Annotated in this window: 15 protein-coding genes; 11 read left to right on the plus strand and 4 right to left on the minus strand. The window is 52.6% G+C overall.

Annotated features, from left to right (window positions below):
• Window positions 1-30: 30 nt before the first annotated feature.
• From ACFWUL_RS11110 to ACFWUL_RS11120, 3 genes are all read left to right on the plus strand, one after another.
• Window positions 31-1,041 carry a YitT family protein gene (locus tag ACFWUL_RS11110; RefSeq protein ID WP_297020536.1) on the plus strand — a complete coding sequence of 337 codons (1,011 nt, stop codon included), beginning with the start codon at window positions 31-33 and terminating at the stop codon, window positions 1,039-1,041.
• Between the two features lie 933 nt (window positions 1,042-1,974).
• Window positions 1,975-2,871, plus strand: a complete 897-nt coding sequence (locus ACFWUL_RS11115; protein WP_297020534.1) for an isocitrate lyase/PEP mutase family protein — start codon at window positions 1,975-1,977, stop codon at window positions 2,869-2,871.
• A gap of 267 nt (window positions 2,872-3,138) precedes the next feature.
• Window positions 3,139-3,819, plus strand: coding sequence for a DivIVA domain-containing protein (locus tag ACFWUL_RS11120; RefSeq protein ID WP_416177340.1), 681 nt, complete (start codon window positions 3,139-3,141; stop codon window positions 3,817-3,819).
• 828 nt (window positions 3,820-4,647) lie between these two features.
• Here the strand turns inward: ACFWUL_RS11120 and aroD are convergent.
• A complete protein-coding gene (aroD, locus tag ACFWUL_RS11125) occupies window positions 4,648-5,409 on the minus strand; it encodes a type I 3-dehydroquinate dehydratase (RefSeq protein ID WP_416177341.1) in 762 nt (253 codons plus the stop codon).
• A gap of 12 nt (window positions 5,410-5,421) precedes the next feature.
• Window positions 5,422-6,534 (minus strand): M24 family metallopeptidase, encoded by a 1,113-nt coding sequence (locus ACFWUL_RS11130; protein ID WP_416177342.1) that lies wholly within the window; start codon window positions 6,532-6,534, stop codon window positions 5,422-5,424.
• A 394-nt stretch (window positions 6,535-6,928) separates the two neighbouring features.
• On the opposite strand from ACFWUL_RS11130, the gene ACFWUL_RS11135 reads away from it, so the two are divergent.
• Window positions 6,929-8,368, plus strand: a complete 1,440-nt coding sequence (locus ACFWUL_RS11135) for a class I adenylate-forming enzyme family protein (protein ID WP_416177343.1) — start codon at window positions 6,929-6,931, stop codon at window positions 8,366-8,368.
• 175 nt (window positions 8,369-8,543) lie between these two features.
• On the opposite strand, the gene ACFWUL_RS11140 is transcribed toward ACFWUL_RS11135, so the two are convergent.
• Entirely contained in the window at window positions 8,544-9,203 is a 660-nt protein-coding gene (locus ACFWUL_RS11140; RefSeq protein WP_416177344.1) for a Maf family protein, read from the minus strand.
• Between the two features lie 825 nt (window positions 9,204-10,028).
• A complete protein-coding gene (locus ACFWUL_RS11145; protein ID WP_416177345.1) occupies window positions 10,029-11,210 on the minus strand; it encodes an iron-containing alcohol dehydrogenase in 1,182 nt (393 codons plus the stop codon).
• Window positions 11,211-11,394: 184 nt separating this feature from the next.
• Between ACFWUL_RS11145 and ACFWUL_RS11150 the strand changes: the two genes are divergently transcribed.
• The 7 genes from ACFWUL_RS11150 to ACFWUL_RS11180 all read left to right on the plus strand — a co-directional run bounded on the left by ACFWUL_RS11150 (window position 11,395) and on the right by ACFWUL_RS11180 (window position 19,982).
• Window positions 11,395-12,441: an ABC transporter substrate-binding protein gene (locus ACFWUL_RS11150; RefSeq protein WP_416177346.1), complete on the plus strand. Its 1,047-nt coding sequence runs from the start codon at window positions 11,395-11,397 to the stop codon at window positions 12,439-12,441.
• 368 nt (window positions 12,442-12,809) lie between these two features.
• Window positions 12,810-13,598, plus strand: a complete 789-nt coding sequence (locus ACFWUL_RS11155; protein WP_416177347.1) for an ABC transporter ATP-binding protein — start codon at window positions 12,810-12,812, stop codon at window positions 13,596-13,598.
• On the plus strand, window positions 13,591-14,385 hold the full coding sequence (locus ACFWUL_RS11160; protein WP_416177348.1) for an ABC transporter permease: 795 nt from the start codon (window positions 13,591-13,593) through the stop codon (window positions 14,383-14,385). The genes ACFWUL_RS11155 and ACFWUL_RS11160 overlap by 8 nt, the downstream gene beginning before the upstream one ends.
• 242 nt (window positions 14,386-14,627) lie before the next feature.
• Window positions 14,628-15,686, plus strand: a complete 1,059-nt coding sequence (locus tag ACFWUL_RS11165) for an extracellular solute-binding protein (protein ID WP_416177349.1) — start codon at window positions 14,628-14,630, stop codon at window positions 15,684-15,686.
• A 243-nt stretch (window positions 15,687-15,929) separates the two neighbouring features.
• A complete protein-coding gene (locus ACFWUL_RS11170) occupies window positions 15,930-17,003 on the plus strand; it encodes an IS630 family transposase (protein WP_416176725.1) in 1,074 nt (357 codons plus the stop codon).
• Between the two features lie 230 nt (window positions 17,004-17,233).
• Window positions 17,234-18,337 (plus strand): ABC transporter ATP-binding protein, encoded by a 1,104-nt coding sequence (locus ACFWUL_RS11175; protein WP_416177350.1) that lies wholly within the window; start codon window positions 17,234-17,236, stop codon window positions 18,335-18,337.
• Window positions 18,330-19,982: an ABC transporter permease gene (locus ACFWUL_RS11180; protein WP_416177351.1), complete on the plus strand. Its 1,653-nt coding sequence runs from the start codon at window positions 18,330-18,332 to the stop codon at window positions 19,980-19,982. Before ACFWUL_RS11175 ends, ACFWUL_RS11180 begins: the two co-directional genes overlap by 8 nt.
• Window positions 19,983-20,027: the final 45 nt, after the last annotated feature.

Raw genomic sequence — 20,027 nt, forward strand, 5'->3', positions numbered from 1 at the left:
CTTGTAAAGAAGGAAGGAAAGAAATCAATTATGGCAAACGTGTTAGGGGCCGATTTCCATACGCCCACATTCTGGCAGCGCCTTGCTTTTATCATTGCCATTACGGTGGTAGGGACGTTTGGCTATTCCATCGGGGTGAATGTGTTCCTTGTGCCCCATCAGTTCCTGTCCGGCGGTCTCACAGGTATTGCCATGATTCTCTACTACCTGACCGGTTTCCCCATCGGCATGGCGAACCTGCTCCTCAATATCCCGATTCTCCTTCTTTCCCTGAAATTCATGGGGAAGTTCTATACCCTGATTACGATCCTGGGCACCGTGCTGTGTTCTGTATTCATCGATCTCACCGCTTTCCTTTCCAGTTACAACGTGGTGAAGGATCCCCTGGTGGCAGCCATTTCCGGCGGCGTGGTGCTGGGGGTGTCCATGGGCATCCTGTACCGGTACAACAGCAACACCGGCGGTCTCGACGTGATCGGTGCCATCCTGAAGAAATACTATAACCTGGAAATCGGGTACGTGGTGTTTGCCCTGAATTTCATCATCGTCACGGCGGGGGCTTTCATATTTACCCTGGAGCCCGCCATCTGCACCCTCATCGCCATGTACATCAATGCGAACCTTTCCAGCCGTATCGTCATCGGCTTTGCCCAGAGGAAGGCGGCCTTCATCGTATCCGATAAGCCTCTGGAAATCTCCGATGCCATCCTTCGGAATATCCACCACGGCGCTACCCTCCTCTATGGCCAGGGCGCCTTTTCCGGAGTGGAAAAGAAGATCGTCTTTGCCATCGTGGACCTCACCCAGATCACCAGGGTCCGCCATCTTATCGAAGATATCGACCCTTCGGCTTTCCTCTTTATCATGAACACCACCGATGTCATCGGCCGGGGTTTCACGCGGCCCCTGTCCACGGCCCATAATATGCCCCACTCCGTCCGCTACACCTGTGACAAGGAAGGAAACCTGGTGCCCACCCACATGTGGTCCTATGAAATGGAGTCAGAAGCCCATCCGGAGGATGAGGGGAAAGGGAAATGATAGAGGAAAGGGCTGCGGTCCTCGGCCAGGGAGAAGGTGTGCCGCAACAAATTATATAGCGGCACGAATTTGTATTCTGCGGCCACGCCGCATCTATCCTGCAACTTTGACGCGGGCTATTTGTTCTTAATACTTACGTTTGGTGGAGACTCCATTCGTCAGATGCCAGACAGGATCAGCGACTTTTGTGTTAAATATAAAATCTGCGGCGCTATCCGATTTGTGCGCCGCACCACCACTCCTCACTCCTCACTCCTGACTTATAGCCGGAAACTTTTGCGCCGCCCTGGGCATCTGCACATACCCGCCGTTCCCACCCTCCTTGACAGATAGAACAATGCCTATTATAATAGCGGGTAATAAGAACTAAGCGAGGAACAGGAATAAGCCCTGTCGGAAATGACAGAGAGCCGGGAGGATGGAAACCGGTATGGAAGAGGGGCGTGTCGCCTGTGAGCTGGGGACTGAAAATCAGTAAGTCCACCGTCTGTCCGCGTTAAGGATATGGAGTATAATGCAGGGTGGTACCGCGCCATGAGCGCCCTTGTCCGATGGGACAGGGCTTTTTTTGTACCATTCTCCATGCTCCCTAAGGTATAAGTGAGAGTGGTACCGCGCCAATGCGCCTCTTTCTGTGGATTCCCCATGGAAAGAGGCTTTTTATGTGCACGGTACTGACGGGCAGAGCCACTCACACGGGAGTTGCTAGCTTCTAGCGGCTAGCTGTCAGGAAAACTGATTCGCCTGCGGCGCTTTCAATCGGGGTACCCGGAAATAAGCCATGCCGTAGGCGTTCAGCTTTCCTAACCGCTAAAAGCTAGTAGCTAGAAGCCTCCGCACCAACTGACTCTATCCATCAGCAGGCAAACCGGCGGCGAAGCCGCTGGACCTCAAATCTCAACTCTATTTCTATTTATAATAGGAGGAACTATTATGAAAACAGCTACTGAAAAACGTATTGACTTCCGTAATAACCTGAAATCCGGCAAGATCATGGTCACCCCGGGTGTGGGGGACGCCCTGGCAGCCCGGATTGCTGAACTCTCCGGCATGACCTGCATCACCATGGGCGGATACTCCGTATCCGCTTCCCGTCTGGGACAGCCGGACGTGGGCCTCCTTTCCTGCTCTGAAATGGCGCAGCAGCTCACGGGCATCTGCAACGCCGTAAACATTCCGGTCATCGCCGACGGCGATACGGGCTACGGCAATGCGCTGAACGTGATCCGCACGGAGCAGATGTTTGAACAGGCCGGGGCTGCCTGCATTTTCTTCGAAGACCAGGCATGGCCGAAACGCTGCGGCCACATGGATGGGAAACAGGTCATTTCCGCCGAAGAACATGCCCAGAAGATCCGGGCCGCTGTGGATGCCCGTTTCGACAAGGAAACCATGATCATGTCCCGCACCGACAGCCGGGCGGTATACGGCATCGATGACGCCATTGAACGGAGCAAACGGTATGCCGATGCGGGCGCAGAAATCTGCTTCGCCGATGGTATCGGAAGCCGGGAGGAACTGGAAAAATTTGCCCGGGGCATGGAAGGCAGCGGCGCCTATATCGTGGCCAACATGATCGAAGGAGGCAAGACACCTCTCATTCCGGCCAGGGAACTGGAAGAAATGGGATTCTCCGTGGTCTTCTGGGCCTGCAGTGCTGTGTACACCATTTCCAAAGCCCTCTACGACCTGTTTACGGGCCTTGAAAAGAACGGTACCACTGAGGCTACGGCAGACCGGATGATTGAGTTCGGCAAGTTCAACCACATCATCGGCCTGGATACCTATAAAGAACTGGAACGGAAATACAAGGTAGACCGGGACGACTGAGAAAGTGCTCACAAATCACGAATGAGGCGGTCCACGGTTCCCTATGACTGTATTCCTATGAGTTAGGAGTGAGGAGTGAATGTGGCGGCGCACAAATTATATAGCGCCGCCTTTTGATCACCAGCCCGAATGCGTCATTTCGACCGGTGGGAACCCTTGGACCTTTGGAACCTTTTATCCCTCTCCATTTCCAGGTTTTCTTCCCGATTTGCCAAAATGGATGGAAACAAGTAAAATAGGGAAGAGAACCGTTAAGGAGGACAACCTATGATTACACCAATGGACATCCATAACAAGACTTTCTCCAAGAGCCTTCGCGGCTACAGTGAAGAGGAGGTCAACGATTTTCTCCGGCAGATCGTGACGGACTATGAGCAGATCTACCGGGAACATCGGGAAATGGAAGAACAGATGGACCAGATGAAAACAAAGCTGGCCAACTATGAAAAAATTTCCGAAACCATGACCAATACCCTGCAGCTGGCCAAGGATACCGCAGAAAACGTGAAGAAGAACGCGAAACGGAATGCGGACATCCTCATCGCCAATGCCCACCAGGAAGGAAAACGGATCATCCGGGATGCGGAAGAATCCCGCCGCCGGCTCATGGAAAACATGATCCGCACCGAAGGCAATATGAAGACCTACGTCGGCAAGATCCGGAAAGACCTGGAACTTGCCCTGGCTGCCATCGATGCCATGGATAAGCTGGAAGTTCCGACTATGGCAGGATTCCCGGCGCCGGAAGAGAAGAAAGAAGAACCGGCCGCTGAAGAACCGGCTGTAGAAGAGGAAAAACCGGAAGAAGCGGCAGCTCCATCGGAGGAAGCTCCTGCAGAAGAAGCGGCTCCGACGGAAGAAGCACCGGAAACGGAAGCTCCGACAGAAGAACAGGGTGATACCGAAAAAAAACCGGAAGAACCAACGGATGAGAAACCGGAAGCCTGAATCCAATAAAAAACATCCCCACCTCGTGGCGGGGATGTTTTTTTTATTGGATTCGGCCTTTTAGCGGGAGGGTGCATCAGCCTGCGGCGGTTATGTGGCTGGGCGGCGTGCACCCGTGCGGGGGCTTTTAGCTTCTAGCTGCCAGCTGTCAGGAAAGATGACTAGCCTACGGCATAAAAAGCTGATAAGAACATTGATTGGAAGCGCCGCAGGCGAATCGGCTTTCCTGACAACTGGCGTCTTGTCTTAATCATATTTGTGCTAATGATAATTCAATTATGTGATAATTTAATAATAGGCTCGCAAGTGGAAACTACCCCCATAACGTCATTTCGAGCGGTGGCAGCATGCAAAATGATTATACAGGTAAAAATCGCTACAGCTACGATGAGTCGAGAACTCTTTCTTGCTTTCGGGAATACAGGGCTTTTTAACCGTGCTTAGCGTTGTAAGACCGTCAGAGGCATTTTTCTGAGAGATCTCTCGACTCTTTCTCACATTCTATTTTTACGTTTCACTTCATTACGGTGCTTACCACCGCTCGAGATGACGAGTTAGGGATAGGGTCAAATGTATTTAATGACGGAAAGAAAATGTAATAATGCACTCAAGTCAGCGTTAATCATTATCCCAAATGTGATTGAGACGCATCACTAGCAGCCCCGTGCCGGTGACTCTGCCCGTTAGCATGCCAATCCGCCGCGAAGCGGCTGTCCAGCTAAAAAAACCGCCCGTTCGCACGAATACCTGGTTCATATCAGCGCCGCAGGCTGTCCAGTTTTTCTAACAGCTAGAAGCTAGCAGCTGGAAGCCCCCGTGCCAGTGGCTCTACCCATTATATAGTACGTCCAGTACCTGCCGCATTTCTTTCGCCGTAAGCTGGCCGGGAGCGCTGGCCTCTTTTCCGGCGGCGAAGGTGATGGGGCCGCCCATATAGTTTCCCGCGGCCCGAGTGAGGACGCCCAGGGGGCCCATGGCGATGGTCATGACCGGAGTCTCCGGGAACCGGGTCATCCTTTTGGCGGCGGCGGAAAGGAGGGCCGCCACGTCGGCCGGGGTTTCCGGCATGACTGCGATCTTCAGGATATCCGGATGGAAGGAAGCCATGGCTTCCAGGGTATTTGTGATTTCCTCTTCCGTAAGGGCTCGATGGAAGCTGTGGAAACTCATGAGGAGGGGAATCTTCTTCTCCCTGGCCTTTGCCATGAGGATTTTCGTGTCCATGGAATCATGGCCGTATTCCACATCCAGCAGGTCTGCCCACCGGGAGGACAGGAGGAGGGAGAGGGTGGAGAAATAGGCAGCTTCCGCCATGTCGTGGACGCCGCCCTGTCCCTTCGTGCGGACCGTGGTGAGGAGAGGGGTATCCGGGAAGTGGCTCCGAATGATGCGGTAGGCCCGGTCCAGGTCTGCAGTGGCGCTGAATCCGTCCCGGTTCATGAGGTAATCCACCCGCCATTCCAGCATGTCCAAGGGTACACCTTCCAGGGAAGTACATTCCTTTTCCAGTTCTTCAAAGTCTCCGGATACCAGGGGGACGCAGATTTTCGGCTTTCCTTCACCGATGGCAGCATTTCTGATTTTCAGCATACTAGACTCCTTTCAGGGAATTTCCCAACCCCTGGGGGCATGGTTCAGCACTTCACAGCCCCCGTCAGTGACGAGGACCAGGTCCTCGATGCGGACGCCGAATTTTCCGGGGAGGTACACGCCGGGCTCTATGGAAAAGATCATGCCCGGCTCTGCGGTGAGGGGAGAAGAGGAAGATACTTCGCCTTCTTCGTGTTCTTTGATTCCGATGAAGTGGCCCAGACGATGGGTGAAAAAGGGACCATAGCCTCCTTTGGCGATATAATCCCGGGCTGCCCGGTCCAGGTCGGCGAGGGGAATGCCGGGACGGACGAGGGACTCCGCCAGTTCACCCGCTTCCCGGACCAGAGTGTGCACCTTCTTTTCTTCCTCCGATGGTGTGCCGGTGAGGAAGGTACGGGTCATGTCGGAGCAGTAATGGTCCTTCCGGCAGCCCATATCAAAGAGGGCCACATCCCCTTCGTGGAATACCGTATCATCCGGCATATGATGGGGGTCGGCGCCGTGGGGACCGAAGGAAACGATGGGCGGGAAGGAGAACCCTTCTGCCCCTTCTTCTTTATAAATGGCAAGGAGCCGGTCGGCACATTCCTTCTCCGTCACCCCTTCCCGGAGGAAGCGGGCAATCCGCTCCATGGCCCGGTCATTGAGGAAGGAGGCGAGCCGCATAGCATCGATTTCCGCGCCATCCTTGATAGCCCGGGTCCGGTCTACGGCAGGGGAGCCATTCCTGAAAGCCAGGTCTTTCCGCTTCTCCATGAGGGAAAGGAGGAAATGGGAGGGCCAGAATTTATCGATGCCCAGGGTCCCTTCCGGCAGGCGTCCGGCGAGAAGGGCAATGCCGTCTTCCCCGTCTTCAAAGGAAATATCTGCCGGCAGCCCTGCCTTCTCCGCTTCTTTTGGGGAAAGGCCCATGCCCCGGGTGAGGGGGAAGAGGCGGTTCCGGACCCAGAAGGCGCTGCCCCTGGCCGGGATTACCAGCACCGTGAGCCGTTCTCCGGGATGGATGGACTCCCCTGTCAGGTACCACAGGGCGGCGGGCTCGGACACCAGAAGGGAAGTAAGGCCCATTTCTTCCATCCGCCGGCGGACAGCGGCCAGACGGTTTGTATGCGTATCGTTCATGGTATCACTCCTTAAGGATAGATTAACCTTATTATATAACGAATGGAAAGAATTGAGAATTGAGGTTTGAGAATTGAGGCCCTGCCGCTTCGCGGCAAAAGCAGAGTTGAGATTTGAGGCCCTGCCTGCGGCGTCCCTGCTCCGAGCGGAGGGGAAGGAGGAGCCCTCCCTCCTGGCCATGGCGGAGGCCATTCCCCGGGACCACAGGGCCCTATACCCTCGGTCTCGATCTCATTTGTCTACAGAGCCTGTGCAGCTCGATGTTCAAAGCTAAAGGCCCGATGCCTCCACCGGTCCGTATAAAAGTCCGCCACCCAAGGACCGCCCAAATATTGTATAATATATGTAAATTAAGTCATGAAATCGTTAGTTTATGTCTTAGATGAGGTGTAATATGTTTGTTCATGAAATTATCAATGGGGCTGACCCTTCCCATATAGCCATTGAAGGGGACGGGGAGTTTACGTACGGAGAACTGGCGGAGCTGGTCCATCTGTACCGGAACAGCCTCTATGAAATGGGAATCCGTAAAGGAATGAAAGTGGGACTGTACTCCGCCAACCGGCCGGAGTTTATTTTTGCGTATCTGGCAGTTATCAGCCTTGGGGCGGTTATTATCCCGATCAACAACTCCCTGGTGGACCGGGAAGTGGACTATATCCTGAAGGACGGGGAAGCGTCCCTTCTGATTACGGATACGGACCTGGATGTATTCTGTCCTTCCGTAGATATCCATGACCTGGATTTCCGGGCAAGGGACAATCGTGCTGAAGAAGCACCGCCTTTCCCGGAGGACCTGACGGAAGACGACGTGTGTGCCCTGGTCTATACCTCCGGCACCACCGGCAGCCCCAAGGGAGCCATGCTGACCCATAAAAATCTCATGAACAATGTGCTGCAGTTTGGGAAGGCCGTAGATTATGGGCCGGAGGACAAGATTCTCTGCGTGCTGCCCCTTTTCCACTGCTATGGGATGACCGTGGCTCTTCATATGGGACTCTATGCCCATTCCACACTGGTGCTTCTCCGGACGAAGAGCCCCTCGGAAATCATCAATACCATTGTAAAATATTCCATCACCATCGCCATCATGGTGCCGCCTATGTACAACCTCCTGGCCCGCCGGGGGGATCCATCCCTTATGGAGACGGTACGGGACTTCATTTCCGGCGGTGCCCCCATTCCCCAGCCCGTGTCCCAGGCCTTCTTTGACCGGTTCCACCACCCTGTCCGGGAGGGCTATGGCCTCACCGAGGCGTCGCCGGTGGTAAGCGTCCTTCCGGCGGACCGGATCAAGTACCTCACCGTAGGGCCCGCCATCCCAGGAGTGGAGACGAAAATCGTCACCGGCGAGGATGGCCCTTATAAGCCCGGTACTGTGGGAGAACTCATGGTGCGGGGAGATAACGTGATGAAGGGATACTGGAAGAAGCCGGAAGAAACGGCGAAGGTCCTGGAGAGCGATGGATGGCTCCATACGGGAGACTTGGCCTACATGGACGAGGACCGGTTCATCTACATCGTGGACCGGCTGAAGGACCTCATCATCGTGAATGGGGAAAATATTTACCCCGGCGAAGTGGAAGACTGCATTTATGAGGTAGAGGGCGTCTCGGAATGCGCCGTCATCGGTCATCCGGATCCTCTCCGGGGCCAGGCGGTATGGGCCTATGTGGTCATGAAAGAGGGCTATCCCTTCGATGAGAATAAAATCCGGAAATACATGGCGAAGAATATTGCCAGCTACAAGATCCCCCGCCGCTTCATCCCCATGGATGCGCTGCCGAAAAACGCTTCCGGCAAGATCCTGAAGCGGGCGCTCTGGGATAAGTGAGAGCATAGTAAAACGCCGAGAAACAGGAAACTGTTTCCCGGCGTTTTTTCAGCTGCAGCACCTCTGCGGCTGAGTGCATGCGAACGGGTGTAAGCATTGAGCCTTTAGCCTTGAGCATTAGCCTTGAGCATTGAGCTGGCCAGCCGCGAAGCGGCGGGGCCTCAACTCTCAACTCTCAAATTTCAATTCTTCTCTCATTATATACGGTTCCATGTCCCTTATACTCCGCCAGCTCTTTCATCATCCCATACACCACCGTGAGCGGCAGGCCCACCACGTTGTCGTAGGAACCGTCTATGCTGTCCACCAGGAGGGTGCCCAGGCCCTGGATGCCGTAGGCTCCGGCTTTGTCCATGGGTTCACCGGTGGCGATGTAGTCCTTGATTTCCTGGTCCGTAAGCTTTCGGAACCGGACAGTGGTGGTGGTGACGGTAACGAGGGCCCGGCCCCTGTAGAGGAGGGCAGTTCCCGTCTTCACTTCATGGGAACGGCCGGAAAGGAAATGGAGCATCCGGGAGGCATGATCCCGGTCTTTCGGTTTCCCGAGGATCTTCCCACCGGCGGTGACGATGGTATCGGCGGCCAGGAGGGGGAGTCCTTCTCCATCCCCGCAGGCAGCACCTTCCGCCTTGCCCAGGGCGTTCAGGGCGCACACCAGGTCCGGCCCGGTGTAGGAAGAGAGGAGGGGATGGTTCATCGCCGCTTTCCGCCTTTCCGCCTCCTCCGGCGTTTTTACTTCCTGAAAGCTGCTTTTTACGATGCGGGGCTCCCAGTGAATCTGCAGGAGCAGGTCTCTCCGGCGGGGAGAAGAAGAAGCAAGAAGAATAACGGCCATGGCAGGTTTCCTTTCCGGTAAAATAGTAGCTAGTGAGGAGTTAGGAGTTAGGAGTGAGGAGTGGATGTGCGGCGCACAATGTATATAGCGCCGCAGATTTTATATGCAGCAGCGTAGCCGCTGGGGGAAGAGCCGCAGGCTGAGTTAGCCGAAACGGGAGACAATTCAATGTAAGACAATCTGTTATCCTGCAGGCCCTTAGAGAAGGGCCGCGGCAAAGCCGCAGGATGGATCCGCCTCGTAAAGACGGGTCATGCAAAACAGATAATTCGGCCAACCGGCATTGTATTCGCGGCGCAGCCGCAAATGGTTAGCCCCCTTCCTTGGGAAGGCGATAGTCCTGCAGAGGACTATCGAGCTGGGCTCATATGCGGATCGGCCAGTCGATAATAGGAAGGCGCTTTTATGGGCAGGCTAAGCGCCAACTTGCGACTGGTTTGCAAGTTCTATGCAGGATTTGCACATATTCTGCACACCAAGCGAGCACCTTAGAGGCCGGCCGTCAGTGGCGCCGAAGACGACGGAGGTTAGCTGATGGAAGCGCCACAGGCTGATTTTTTAACCTCCCCCATCCATGGGGGAGGTGCCAAAGGCGGAGGGGGCTCTTGCTAAAGTCGCACGGACGGTTCTCTCTCGATCCCATTGGCACCCCTCCACCGCAAGCGGTCCCCCCTCCCCTCTAAAGATGGGAGGTTTGGGTGCTTTTGTCGCTGATCCTGTCTGACATCTGCAGGCTGACCGTCTGACGTCTTACTGCGGCGAAGCCGCTAGACCTCAATTCTCTTCACTCAATTCTCAAATCTCAGCTGCTTCGCGGCTGCCCCCTTACAGCGCTTTCCGGTAGATGGCGAGGAGATCTTCTTTCGTAAGGGGGACGAAGCCCTGGATCACGCCGTCTTTTCCTTTCCAGGCAAGGTCGTTGTTCGCCATGTCTTCGAAGTGGCTGTCATCGATGGAGATAGCGGAAAGGGAGCCCGGAAGCTGGAGGGAGGTGGTGAGGAATTTTTTCAATTTTTTAATCCCCTTCTTTGCGGTCTTTTCGAGATTCTTTCCTCCTTTTACGCCCATCACGCTGACGGCGAAGCGGGCAAGCCGGGGTGCGGTCTCTTCAGAGAGCACGTGGCTCATGAAAGCGGGGGTGAGGATGGCCAGGCCCAGGCCGTGGGGGATGTCGTACCAGGCAGACAGTTCGTGCTCCAGGCCGTGGCAGCTCCAGGATACGCTGTGGCCCCGGTCGATGAGGTCATTGATGGCCCATTCCGAGTCCCAGAGAAGGTTGGCCCGGGCTTCCTCGCTGCTGCCCTCTGCCATGGCGATGGGGGCCCACCGGATGACGGAGCGCATCATGGATTCCATGAATCCGTCAATGCTGTCAAATCCTTCTTCCCTGTTCAGGTATACTTCCAGCAGGTGGGACAGGATATCCGCGCTGCCGCAGGCTGTCTGGAAGGGACTTACGGTGTACGTATTCCGGGGACAGAGGAAAGAAACCTTCGGCCGCAGGGGTTCTGTGGTCCATCCGTATTTTTCCATTGTCTGGGGGTTCGTGATGACGGCGCAGCTGTTCATCTCAGATCCCGTGGCAGCCATGGTGGGGATGGCGATGAGGGGAAGGGCCTGGGAAAGCTGGACCCGGTTCATCACCAGGTCCCAGGGGTCCCCTTCATAGGCAGCGCTGCCGGCGATGACTTTGGCGGTGTCGATGACACTGCCGCCGCCGGCGGCGATGATGAGGTCCGTCCCCGCTTCCCGGCAGAGCCGGGCACCCTGGGCGGCCAGGGCGATTTCCGGGTTCGGCTTCACCCCGGAGAGCTCATAGCCTGAAAGGCCGGCTTTTTCGATTTCATCGATAATGGTGTCGTAAATGCCGTTTTTCTTGATGGAACCGCCGCCGTAAACAAGAAGGACACGGCTGCCCCAGCGGGGCAGTTCTTCGTGGAGATGGGACAGAGCGTCGTTTCCGAAATATACTTTTGTAGGATTATGGTAGATAAAAGGGTCAACCATGGTGAAACCTCCTGAAAGAATCATTTTTCTTTTATTATACCCTATACGGGGATGAATGGATTTCCTTCGTCCCGGGCTTTCGGAAAAGACAGAAATCAGTGGAATTTTGGCGGTAAATAGAGTAAAATACAGGGAACAATCACAGGGCCCTCTATTTGGCCCCGTAGGAGAGGAGAATGGTAGAATGGATTTCAAGAAGATTTTTGGCATGTTCATGGCAGGAATCATGGCACTGGCGGTGTCCCTGTCTTTTGCGGGCTGCGGCGGAGGAGGCGGAAGTCCGTCATCCGGCGGGGGAGAGAAGAAACCGGTGAAGGTATCCCTGGCCATGCTGCGGCTTACGAGCAGTGCACCCCTTTTCATCGCCATGGACAAAGGCTATTTCAAGGATGAGGGCATCGACATCGATCCCCAGTGGTTTGATGCGGCCCAGCCCATTGCCGTGGCCACCGCTTCGTCCAAGGTGGACGTGGGAGCCACCGGCATCACCGCCGGCCTGTACAACATGGCTGCTAAGGGGCAGAAGCTCTACATCGTGGCGGATAAGGGACGGGAAGAAAAGGGATTTTCTTCTTCCGCTCTCCTGGCGTCCACTGCGGAATATGACAATGGCCTCACTTCCATTGAAGCACTGAAGGGGAAACGGGTGGGCATTACCCAGAAGGGATCCACCTTCCACTACATGCTGGGGCGGATGCTGGAAGCAAAGGGTCTTTCCCTGGATGATGTGACTGTGGTGCCCCTCGGAAAACTGTCAGCCGTCATGGCAGCCCTCCAGAGCGGCCAGATCGACGCCTGCATCCTGAATGAACCGAACATTACGAAGGTCAAGAACGAGGGGTACGGCAAGGAAATTACCCAGGTCAGCGCCATCATGCCTTACCAGACAAGCGGTATTTTCTATTCCCCGGAATTTGCAAAGAACAAGGACGCTGCCGTCCGTTTCATGAAAGCCTATAACCGGGCCTGCAATGAATACTACGACGCCGTGGTGGACAAGAAGGATCCCCAGAAGCTGGATGAAATCGTGAAGATTATTTCCAAGTACGTGAAGACACCGGAAGAGGACATCCGGCTCGGACTTCCTTACATCGATAAGAATGGGGTCCTCATGGCTGACGATATCAAGACCCAGATCGACTGGTATTCTTCCCATGCCATGATCGATGGGAAGCGGGATGCCAAAGACGTGGTGAATACGTCCTTCCTGGAAGAAGCCATGAAGAAATAAGGCTCGTTTCATAAGACTCCTTTCCCGTTGTGGAGGGGGTCTTATGTCGTATATGGGGGCGGAAGATCCCTATTTGATGAAATGGATGAAGACCATTTCAGGTGAATAGATTTGAATTGAGTGAAGAGGATGGAGGCCCCGCGGCGAAGCCGCTGGAGTCTAGATCTGGGTCTAGTTCTAAATCCTCAGAACCTTCGGTTCATCTCCTCGACCTCGACCTCGGTCTCGATCTTATCAGAGATGCATTTGCCGCAAAGCGGCTGGACCTCAACTCTCAACTCTCAACTCTCAACTCTCAACTCTCAACTCTCAATTCTCAATTCTCAATTCTCAATTCTCAACTCTTTTATTTATCTCAGGAGTATTTTATGGAAGTTGTCATTGAAAATGTAAGCAAATCCTTCCAAAACGGTAAGAAAACCCTGCCGGTGCTGGAAGATATCAATATAACCCTGAAAAAGGAAGAATTCGTGGCTCTCGTAGGCCCTTCGGGCTGCGGGAAGTCCACCCTTCTCAATATCTGTGCCGGCCTTCTTTCTCCGGATAAAGGCAGTGTCTATTTCACCGGGAAAGACCTGGAACGGGAACCCCGGGTATCCATCGTATTCCAGGAAACGGGACTCATGCCATGGCGGAATGTATATGATAATATCGCCTTTGGTCTCGATGCGGGCCATGTGCTTCCGAAAAAGGACTGGAAAGAACGGATCGACCATTATATTTCCCTCGTAGGCCTTTCGGGATTTGAAAAGTCCTATCCCCACCAGCTCTCCGGCGGCATGCGGCAGAGGGTGGGCATCGCCCGGGCCCTGGCCATTAACCCGGACCTCCTCCTCATGGATGAACCTTTCTCCGCCCTGGATGCCCAGACCCGGATCATCATGCAGCAGGAACTGGTGGACCTCTGGGAAAAGACAAGACTCACCACTCTCTATGTAACCCATAATATCCAGGAGGCCGTCATGCTGGCGGACCGGGTGGTACTGCTGTCCCGGCGGCCCGGCAAGGTACGGGATATCCTCACCATTTCCATTCCCCGGGAGGACAGGGAAAAGCCGGAACATGCAGAAGAAATCGACAGCCTCACCCGGACCATCTGGGAGCATATCAGCAAGGATGCCCTGGAGGCTATGACGGAGGTGCAGGAAGATGAATAAGTACATCGTAGAAAACAAGATGAAACGGTGGCAGAAGAGCTACACCCCGGTTGTGTCCCTGGTCTCGGTGGCGGTGGTCCTTATTATCTGGGAAGCCATCTGCCGGGCCGGCGTGGTGTCGTCCCTCTTCCTCCCGCCGCCTACCATGATCCTTTCTTCCCTGGTGGATATGATTAAAGATGGGGAAATCGGCGCCTCCCTGGCGGCCTCCCTGTACCGTATCCTCATGGGATTCTTCCTGGGCAGCGCTTTCGGTCTCCTCGTAGGCCTCGTCACCGGCACGTCCGCCCTGGCAGACCGGGTGGCAAATCCCATCGTAAATGCCCTGTACCCCATTCCGAAAATCGCACTGCTGCCGCTCTTCATCCTGTGGCTGGGTATCGGGGAAGTATCGAAGGTCACCATCATCGCCCTGGGAGTCTTTTTCCCGGTAGCCATGAATACCTACTCCGGCGTGAAGAACGTGGACACCCTCCTCATTAAAGTGGCGGTCAGCTTCCATGCCGGCTGGGGCTACACCATGAAGAATGTGGTCCTTCCCTATGCGCTGCCCATGATCTTCGCCGGCCTCCGCATCGCCGCCGGTACGGCGCTCCTCCTTCTGGTGGCAGCGGAAATGATTGCCGCCGAACAGGGCATCGGCGCCCTCATCCTCCACTACGGGGACCTCATGATTACGGAACGCCTCATGGCAGGAGTCATCGTCCTCTCGGTGCTGGGCCTCATCTTCAACCTGTTCCTCCAGTTCCTGGAAAGAAAACTGGTACCTTGGAACAGGAAGGAATAAAGAAAAAGAATCGGTATACAATTTCACGTATAATGCTAAAAGCGTCTACTCATAAGTGAGTGGGCGTTTTTAATTGAAACTATGATTTTACGCAAATATTACATATAGTAATAGGACTTTACATAAGCTATACAAAATGAGAATAATATGAGAATTTCTCATTAGTCAATGTTATAATGAGAATGAAATAATCGCTTTTTTACTTTGAAGGTGCGGATTTTTTATTAAAGGGAGGACCTGTTATGAAGAAAATGAAAAAAATAGCTGCAGCTTTAGCCTGTGCAGCTCTGGCCTGTGGAATCCTTGCCGGCTGTGGAGGAGACAAAAAGGCAGCCAGTACGGCAGCAGCAGGGGGAGATAAGGTACTTACTGTGTATACAGCCCGCAGTGAAAGCCTGAATAACCTGGTGATTCCGGAATTTGAAAAAGAAACGGGCATTAAGGTGAATATGATCGTGGCTGGTACAGGTCCTCTGGTGAAGCGGGTGGCTTCAGAAAAAGATAATCCCCAGGGCGATGTACTGTGGGCGGCAGACCAGACCATGCTGGAGTCCCAGAAAGACCTTTTTGAAAAATATGTATCTCCGGAAGATGCGAACATGATGGATAACGCCAAAAATAAGACCGGCTATTTCACACCGGCCTTTGCGGATCCCACTGTTTTCATCGTTAATACGAAGCTGGCAGGGGACATGAAGATTGAAGGCTTTGATGACCTGCTGAATCCGGAATTAAAGGGGAAAATTGCCTTTGGGGACCCTGCGAATTCTTCCTCTGCCTTCCAGAGCCTCATGGCTATGCTCTATGCCAAAGGGAAAGACGGGGACCCGCTGTCTCCGGAGGCCTGGGCCTATGTAGATAATTTCATTAAGAATGTGGATGGCAAGTTCCTGAACAGCTCCGGTGCGGTTCATAAGGGAGCAGCGGATGGAGAATATACGGTAGGTCTGACCTGGGAAGATCCGGCTGCTACTTATGTAAAGAATGGTGCTCCTGTAAAAGTGGTATTCCCGAAGGAAGGAGCTATTTTCCCGGGAGAATCGGTAGAAATCATTAAAGGTGCAAAGCACATGGATAATGCAAAGAAATTTGTGGATTTCATGCTTTCAAAGAAAATCCAGGAAGAAGCCGGCAAGACGTTGACTGTCCGCCCCCTGCGCAAAGGAGTACAGCTGGCAGACTATATGACCCCACAGGACCAAATCCATCTGTTTAAAAATTATGATGAAGGCTGGGTAGCACAGCACAAACAGGAAATTGTAAAGCTCTGGAACCAGCATCTGGAGAATTCCCGGCAATAACTGGCTGTTTGAAGAATGAAAGGGGGCCGTGGCTTTTCACGGTCCTCTTTTTTGGTAAGGCCATCTGGTGGGAATATTTCAGTTTGTCGAGCTAATGGGGCGACGCTGGTGGGTAGAGTCATTCGGGCGGGGGCTTCTAGCTGCTAGTGTCTAATTTCATAAATAATAGATTGTATTGCCGGACACAGCAAATAATGGTATACTTATTCCAGATAAATGCAAATTGCAGGGGGGGATAACGTTATGCCAAAAGTTGCTAAGCAAATACGCTGCTCCGAAAGCGAACGCATAGAACTGCATAAAATCGTAAACTCTCAAAAAACAGAGCATCGCATTGTAAGACGTGCAAAAATGGTTCTTCTATGTCTTGATGGAATGCAAATCAAGGATATCGCGGCTAAGTTGGGGGAACGCCCCAATACCGTTAGCCTTTGGCGGAATCGTTTCGCTGAACAGGGCATCCCTGGACTACAGGATAAGAAAAGGCGGGGCCGTACTGCTCAATATGGACCGGAATTCCGCGAAATGGTGTTAAATAAGCTGAAGGAAGCGCCTCCAGACGGGCTAGCACACTGGGATGGTCCTACACTGGCAAGAGTTCTGAATGTCTCAAAGGCTGCCATTTGGCGACTTATGAGAAAGGAAGGAATACAGCTGGCAAGGCAGCGTTCCTGGTGTGTCAGTACTGATCCGGAGTTTACTAAAAAGTCTGCTGATATCGTGGGACTTTACTTGAACCCGCCAGAGAATGCTGTCGTAATCAGCGTTGATGAGAAACCATCGATACAGGCCTTAAGTAGAGCCCAAGGATATGTACTTACTCATAACAAGAAAATTGTGCGCGGGTTGAAAAGCACATATCGGAGGAATGGAACAATAAATTTATTCGGTGCACTGGAGGTAGCTACCGGACAAATTTATGGAAAGACAACAAAGAGAAAAACCAGAGAGGACTTTGAAGAATTTTTAGATGACTTATTGAAAAGTGAGCCGGGTGGAGACAAAGTGCAATATCATATTATTGTCGATAATTACTGCACGCACAAGCGCTTAAACGACTGGCTGGAAAAGCATCCTAATGTCCATTTTCATTACACACCAACGTCAGCAAGCTGGCTGAATGAAGTGGAAATATGGTTTAACATTATGTCGCGAAAAGTGCTCCGAGGGGCAAGTTTTGACTCTGTTTCGGATCTTGTGTCAGCGATTAAAAAGTTTATTGCTGCCTACAATGAGCATGCAGAACCGTTCCGCTGGAAAAAACGTGAGGTCAAGGGTTCGCAACTTAGGGATACAATCGGAAACTTACGAAATTAGACACTAGCTCCTAGCTTCTAGGAAAGCTGGCCAGCCTACAGCACGAATGACTGACGGGAATACCGGGCGGAAGCGCCGCAGGCGGATCAGCCTTCCTAACAGCTAGCCGCTAGAAGCTAGAAGCTCCATGCGAGTGACTCTATCCGCAAGCATGCCAAACCGTTCGCTCCAACAACTCTACAAACCGCAATTGGCAGGTTCATCATTTTACTTACAAAGAAGGAGATTCTATGAGTGTTTCCATTGATATAGACCACGTCATTAAACGATATGGCAATAATACGGTCATTAACGGCCTTTCTTTATCGGTAAAGGCAGGCGAATTCTTCACTCTCCTCGGACCATCGGGATGCGGAAAAACCACATTGCTCCGTATGGTGATCGGATTCAATTCCATTGAGGGCGGTACTATTTCCATTGGAGGGAAAGTCATTAATGACGTATCACCGGACAAGAGGAATATGGGCATGGTCTTCCAAAATTATGCAATCTTCCCTCATATGTCAGTGAAAGACAACGTGGCCTTCGGGCTCCGTATGCGTAAGGTACCGGAAAAGGAAATCGAGGAACGGGTGGACCATATTCTGAAGGTTGTGAAAATTGACCATCTGAAAGACCGTATGCCAGTGGCTCTTTCCGGTGGACAGCAGCAGCGGGTGGCCCTGGCCCGGGCTATCGTTATCCGTCCGGAAGTGCTTCTCATGGATGAACCCTTATCGAATCTGGATGCGAAACTCCGTATCGAAATGCGGAGCGCCATCAAGCAGATCCAGAGGAAGGTAGATATTACTACCATGTATGTCACCCATGACCAGGAAGAGGCATTGGCGGTATCTGATCGGATTGCGGTCATGAATAATGGGGTTATCCAACAGATCGGCAAACCGGCGGATATCTACAAGCGGCCGGCCAATGTATTTGTTTCTACCTTTATCGGTCTGTCTAACCTTCTCCCTGCCATCCTTTCTGGCGGCGAAAAAAGAGTACTTTCTTTTAGTGGCAGCAGGTATAAAACAGGAATATCCGGACTGGCTTCGGAGGCCGGTGGTGGAGAGGAGGTCATTGTATCCGTACGACCGGAGGAATTTGAAATCCATACAGATGGAAGAGAGGGCATTCGCGGTATTGTATCTTCCTCCATATTCCTGGGGCTCACTACTCACTATTTTATTCATCTGGAAACAGGAAAGGACATCGAGGCTTTGGAAACCCGGGAAGACCACGATATCATTTCTGATGGTACCCATGTGACCCTTACGGTGAAACCGAATCTGATCAATGTATTCCGGAAAGATACGGAGAAATCAATGATAGAAGGTGTGGTTCATGAATAAAAAAATCACCATATGGAACCTTTTCAGTATTCTCATACTGGCGTTTTTTGCTCTTTTTATTCTGTACCCCCTTTTTCTCATTCTTTATAAAAGTGTCATCGCTGGAGATACCGGCGCTTTTTCACTCCAGTATTTTTCCCATTTTTTTGCCAAGCGATTTTATTGGGGGACCATGGTTAATTCCTTGAAGGTCACGGTAGTGTCTACATTCCTGGCAGCTGCTCTGGGGCTTCCTATGGCTTATCTTATGGGACGACTGAAAATCAGGGGCAGCAGCTTCCTGAATATTCTTATCGTTATTTCTTACTTATCGCCGCCCTTTATTGGGGCCTATGCATGGATTCAGTTACTTGGAAGAAACGGAGTTATTACCCATTTCCTGAATTCCACGTTCGGTTTCCATTTTGGCGGGGTCTACGGCTTTGCAGGTATTGTACTTGTATTTACTTTGCAGTCATTTCCCCTTGTCTTCATTTACGTATCCGGTGCCCTGAAGAGCCTTGATAATTCCCTGAACGAGGCGGCGGAAAGTCTGGGGTGTGGGCGAATGGGACGGATTTTCAAAATTATCATTCCCCTTGTCATGCCTACGCTTTTAGCCAGTTCCATGCTTGTCTTCATGCGGGTATTTGCCGATTTTGGTACTCCCATGCTGATTGGGGAAGGGTACAAGACACTGCCTGTACTTATTTATAACCAGTTTATGGGGGAAGTCGGCGGCGATGACGGTTTTGCGGCAGCCATCTGCTGTATTGTCATTGGCCTTACCATTGTTATGTTCTTCGTGCAGCGGTTCCTGGCCAATCGGAATACCTATGCCATGAATGCATTGAAGCCCATGGTAGCGGAACAGGCGAAGGGAATGAAAAATATCCTGGCCCACCTGTGGGTGTATGTAGTGGTGGGGCTGGCAGTCCTGCCGCAGGCTGTGGTTATTTATACCTCTTTTCTTGCTTCCAATGGCGGACAGGTCTTTACTGGCGGTTTTGCACTCCAGAGCTACGATGCTACGTTGTTTGCCAAGGACAATGATGTCATCTGGCATACCTATTTTCTGGGACTTTGCGCTATCTGCATTGTACTGGTGCTGGGGGTGCTCATCGCCTACCTTTCGGTACGCAAGAAGAATCCTCTGAACAGTGCCCTCGATGTGATTACCATGTTCCCTTTTATCATTCCTGGCTCGGTACTTGGTATTTCCTTCGTCTTTGCATTCAATAAATCGCCGCTGATTCTGACCGGTACGGCACTGATCATGATTATTTCTTTTGCTATCCGCCGCATGCCCTATACAGTCCGTTCTTCCACGGCGGTCCTGGGAAATATCAGCCCTTCCATCGAGGAGGCGGCCATATCCCTGGGAGCATCGGAAATGACTACATTCCGGAAAATTACCATTCCCATGATGGCGCCGGGAGTCCTTTCCGGGGCCATCATGAGTTGGGTTACCATCATCAGCGAACTGTCATCGTCCATTATCCTCTACACCAATTCCACCCAGACATTGACGGTTTTCATTTACACTGAAGTTATCCGGGGCAATTACGGGAATGCCTCTGCTTACGCTACTATTCTCACGGTGACCTCCATCATTTCCCTGCTCCTCTTCTATAAGCTCACCGGTAAGCGGGATGTGTCCCTGTAGCAGCTGACCTGTCGTGATATAATGAATGCACTAAGAGTATGGCAG

The organism is Dialister sp. (assembly GCF_047832375.1).
GTDB lineage: Bacteria > Bacillota > Negativicutes > Veillonellales > Dialisteraceae > Dialister.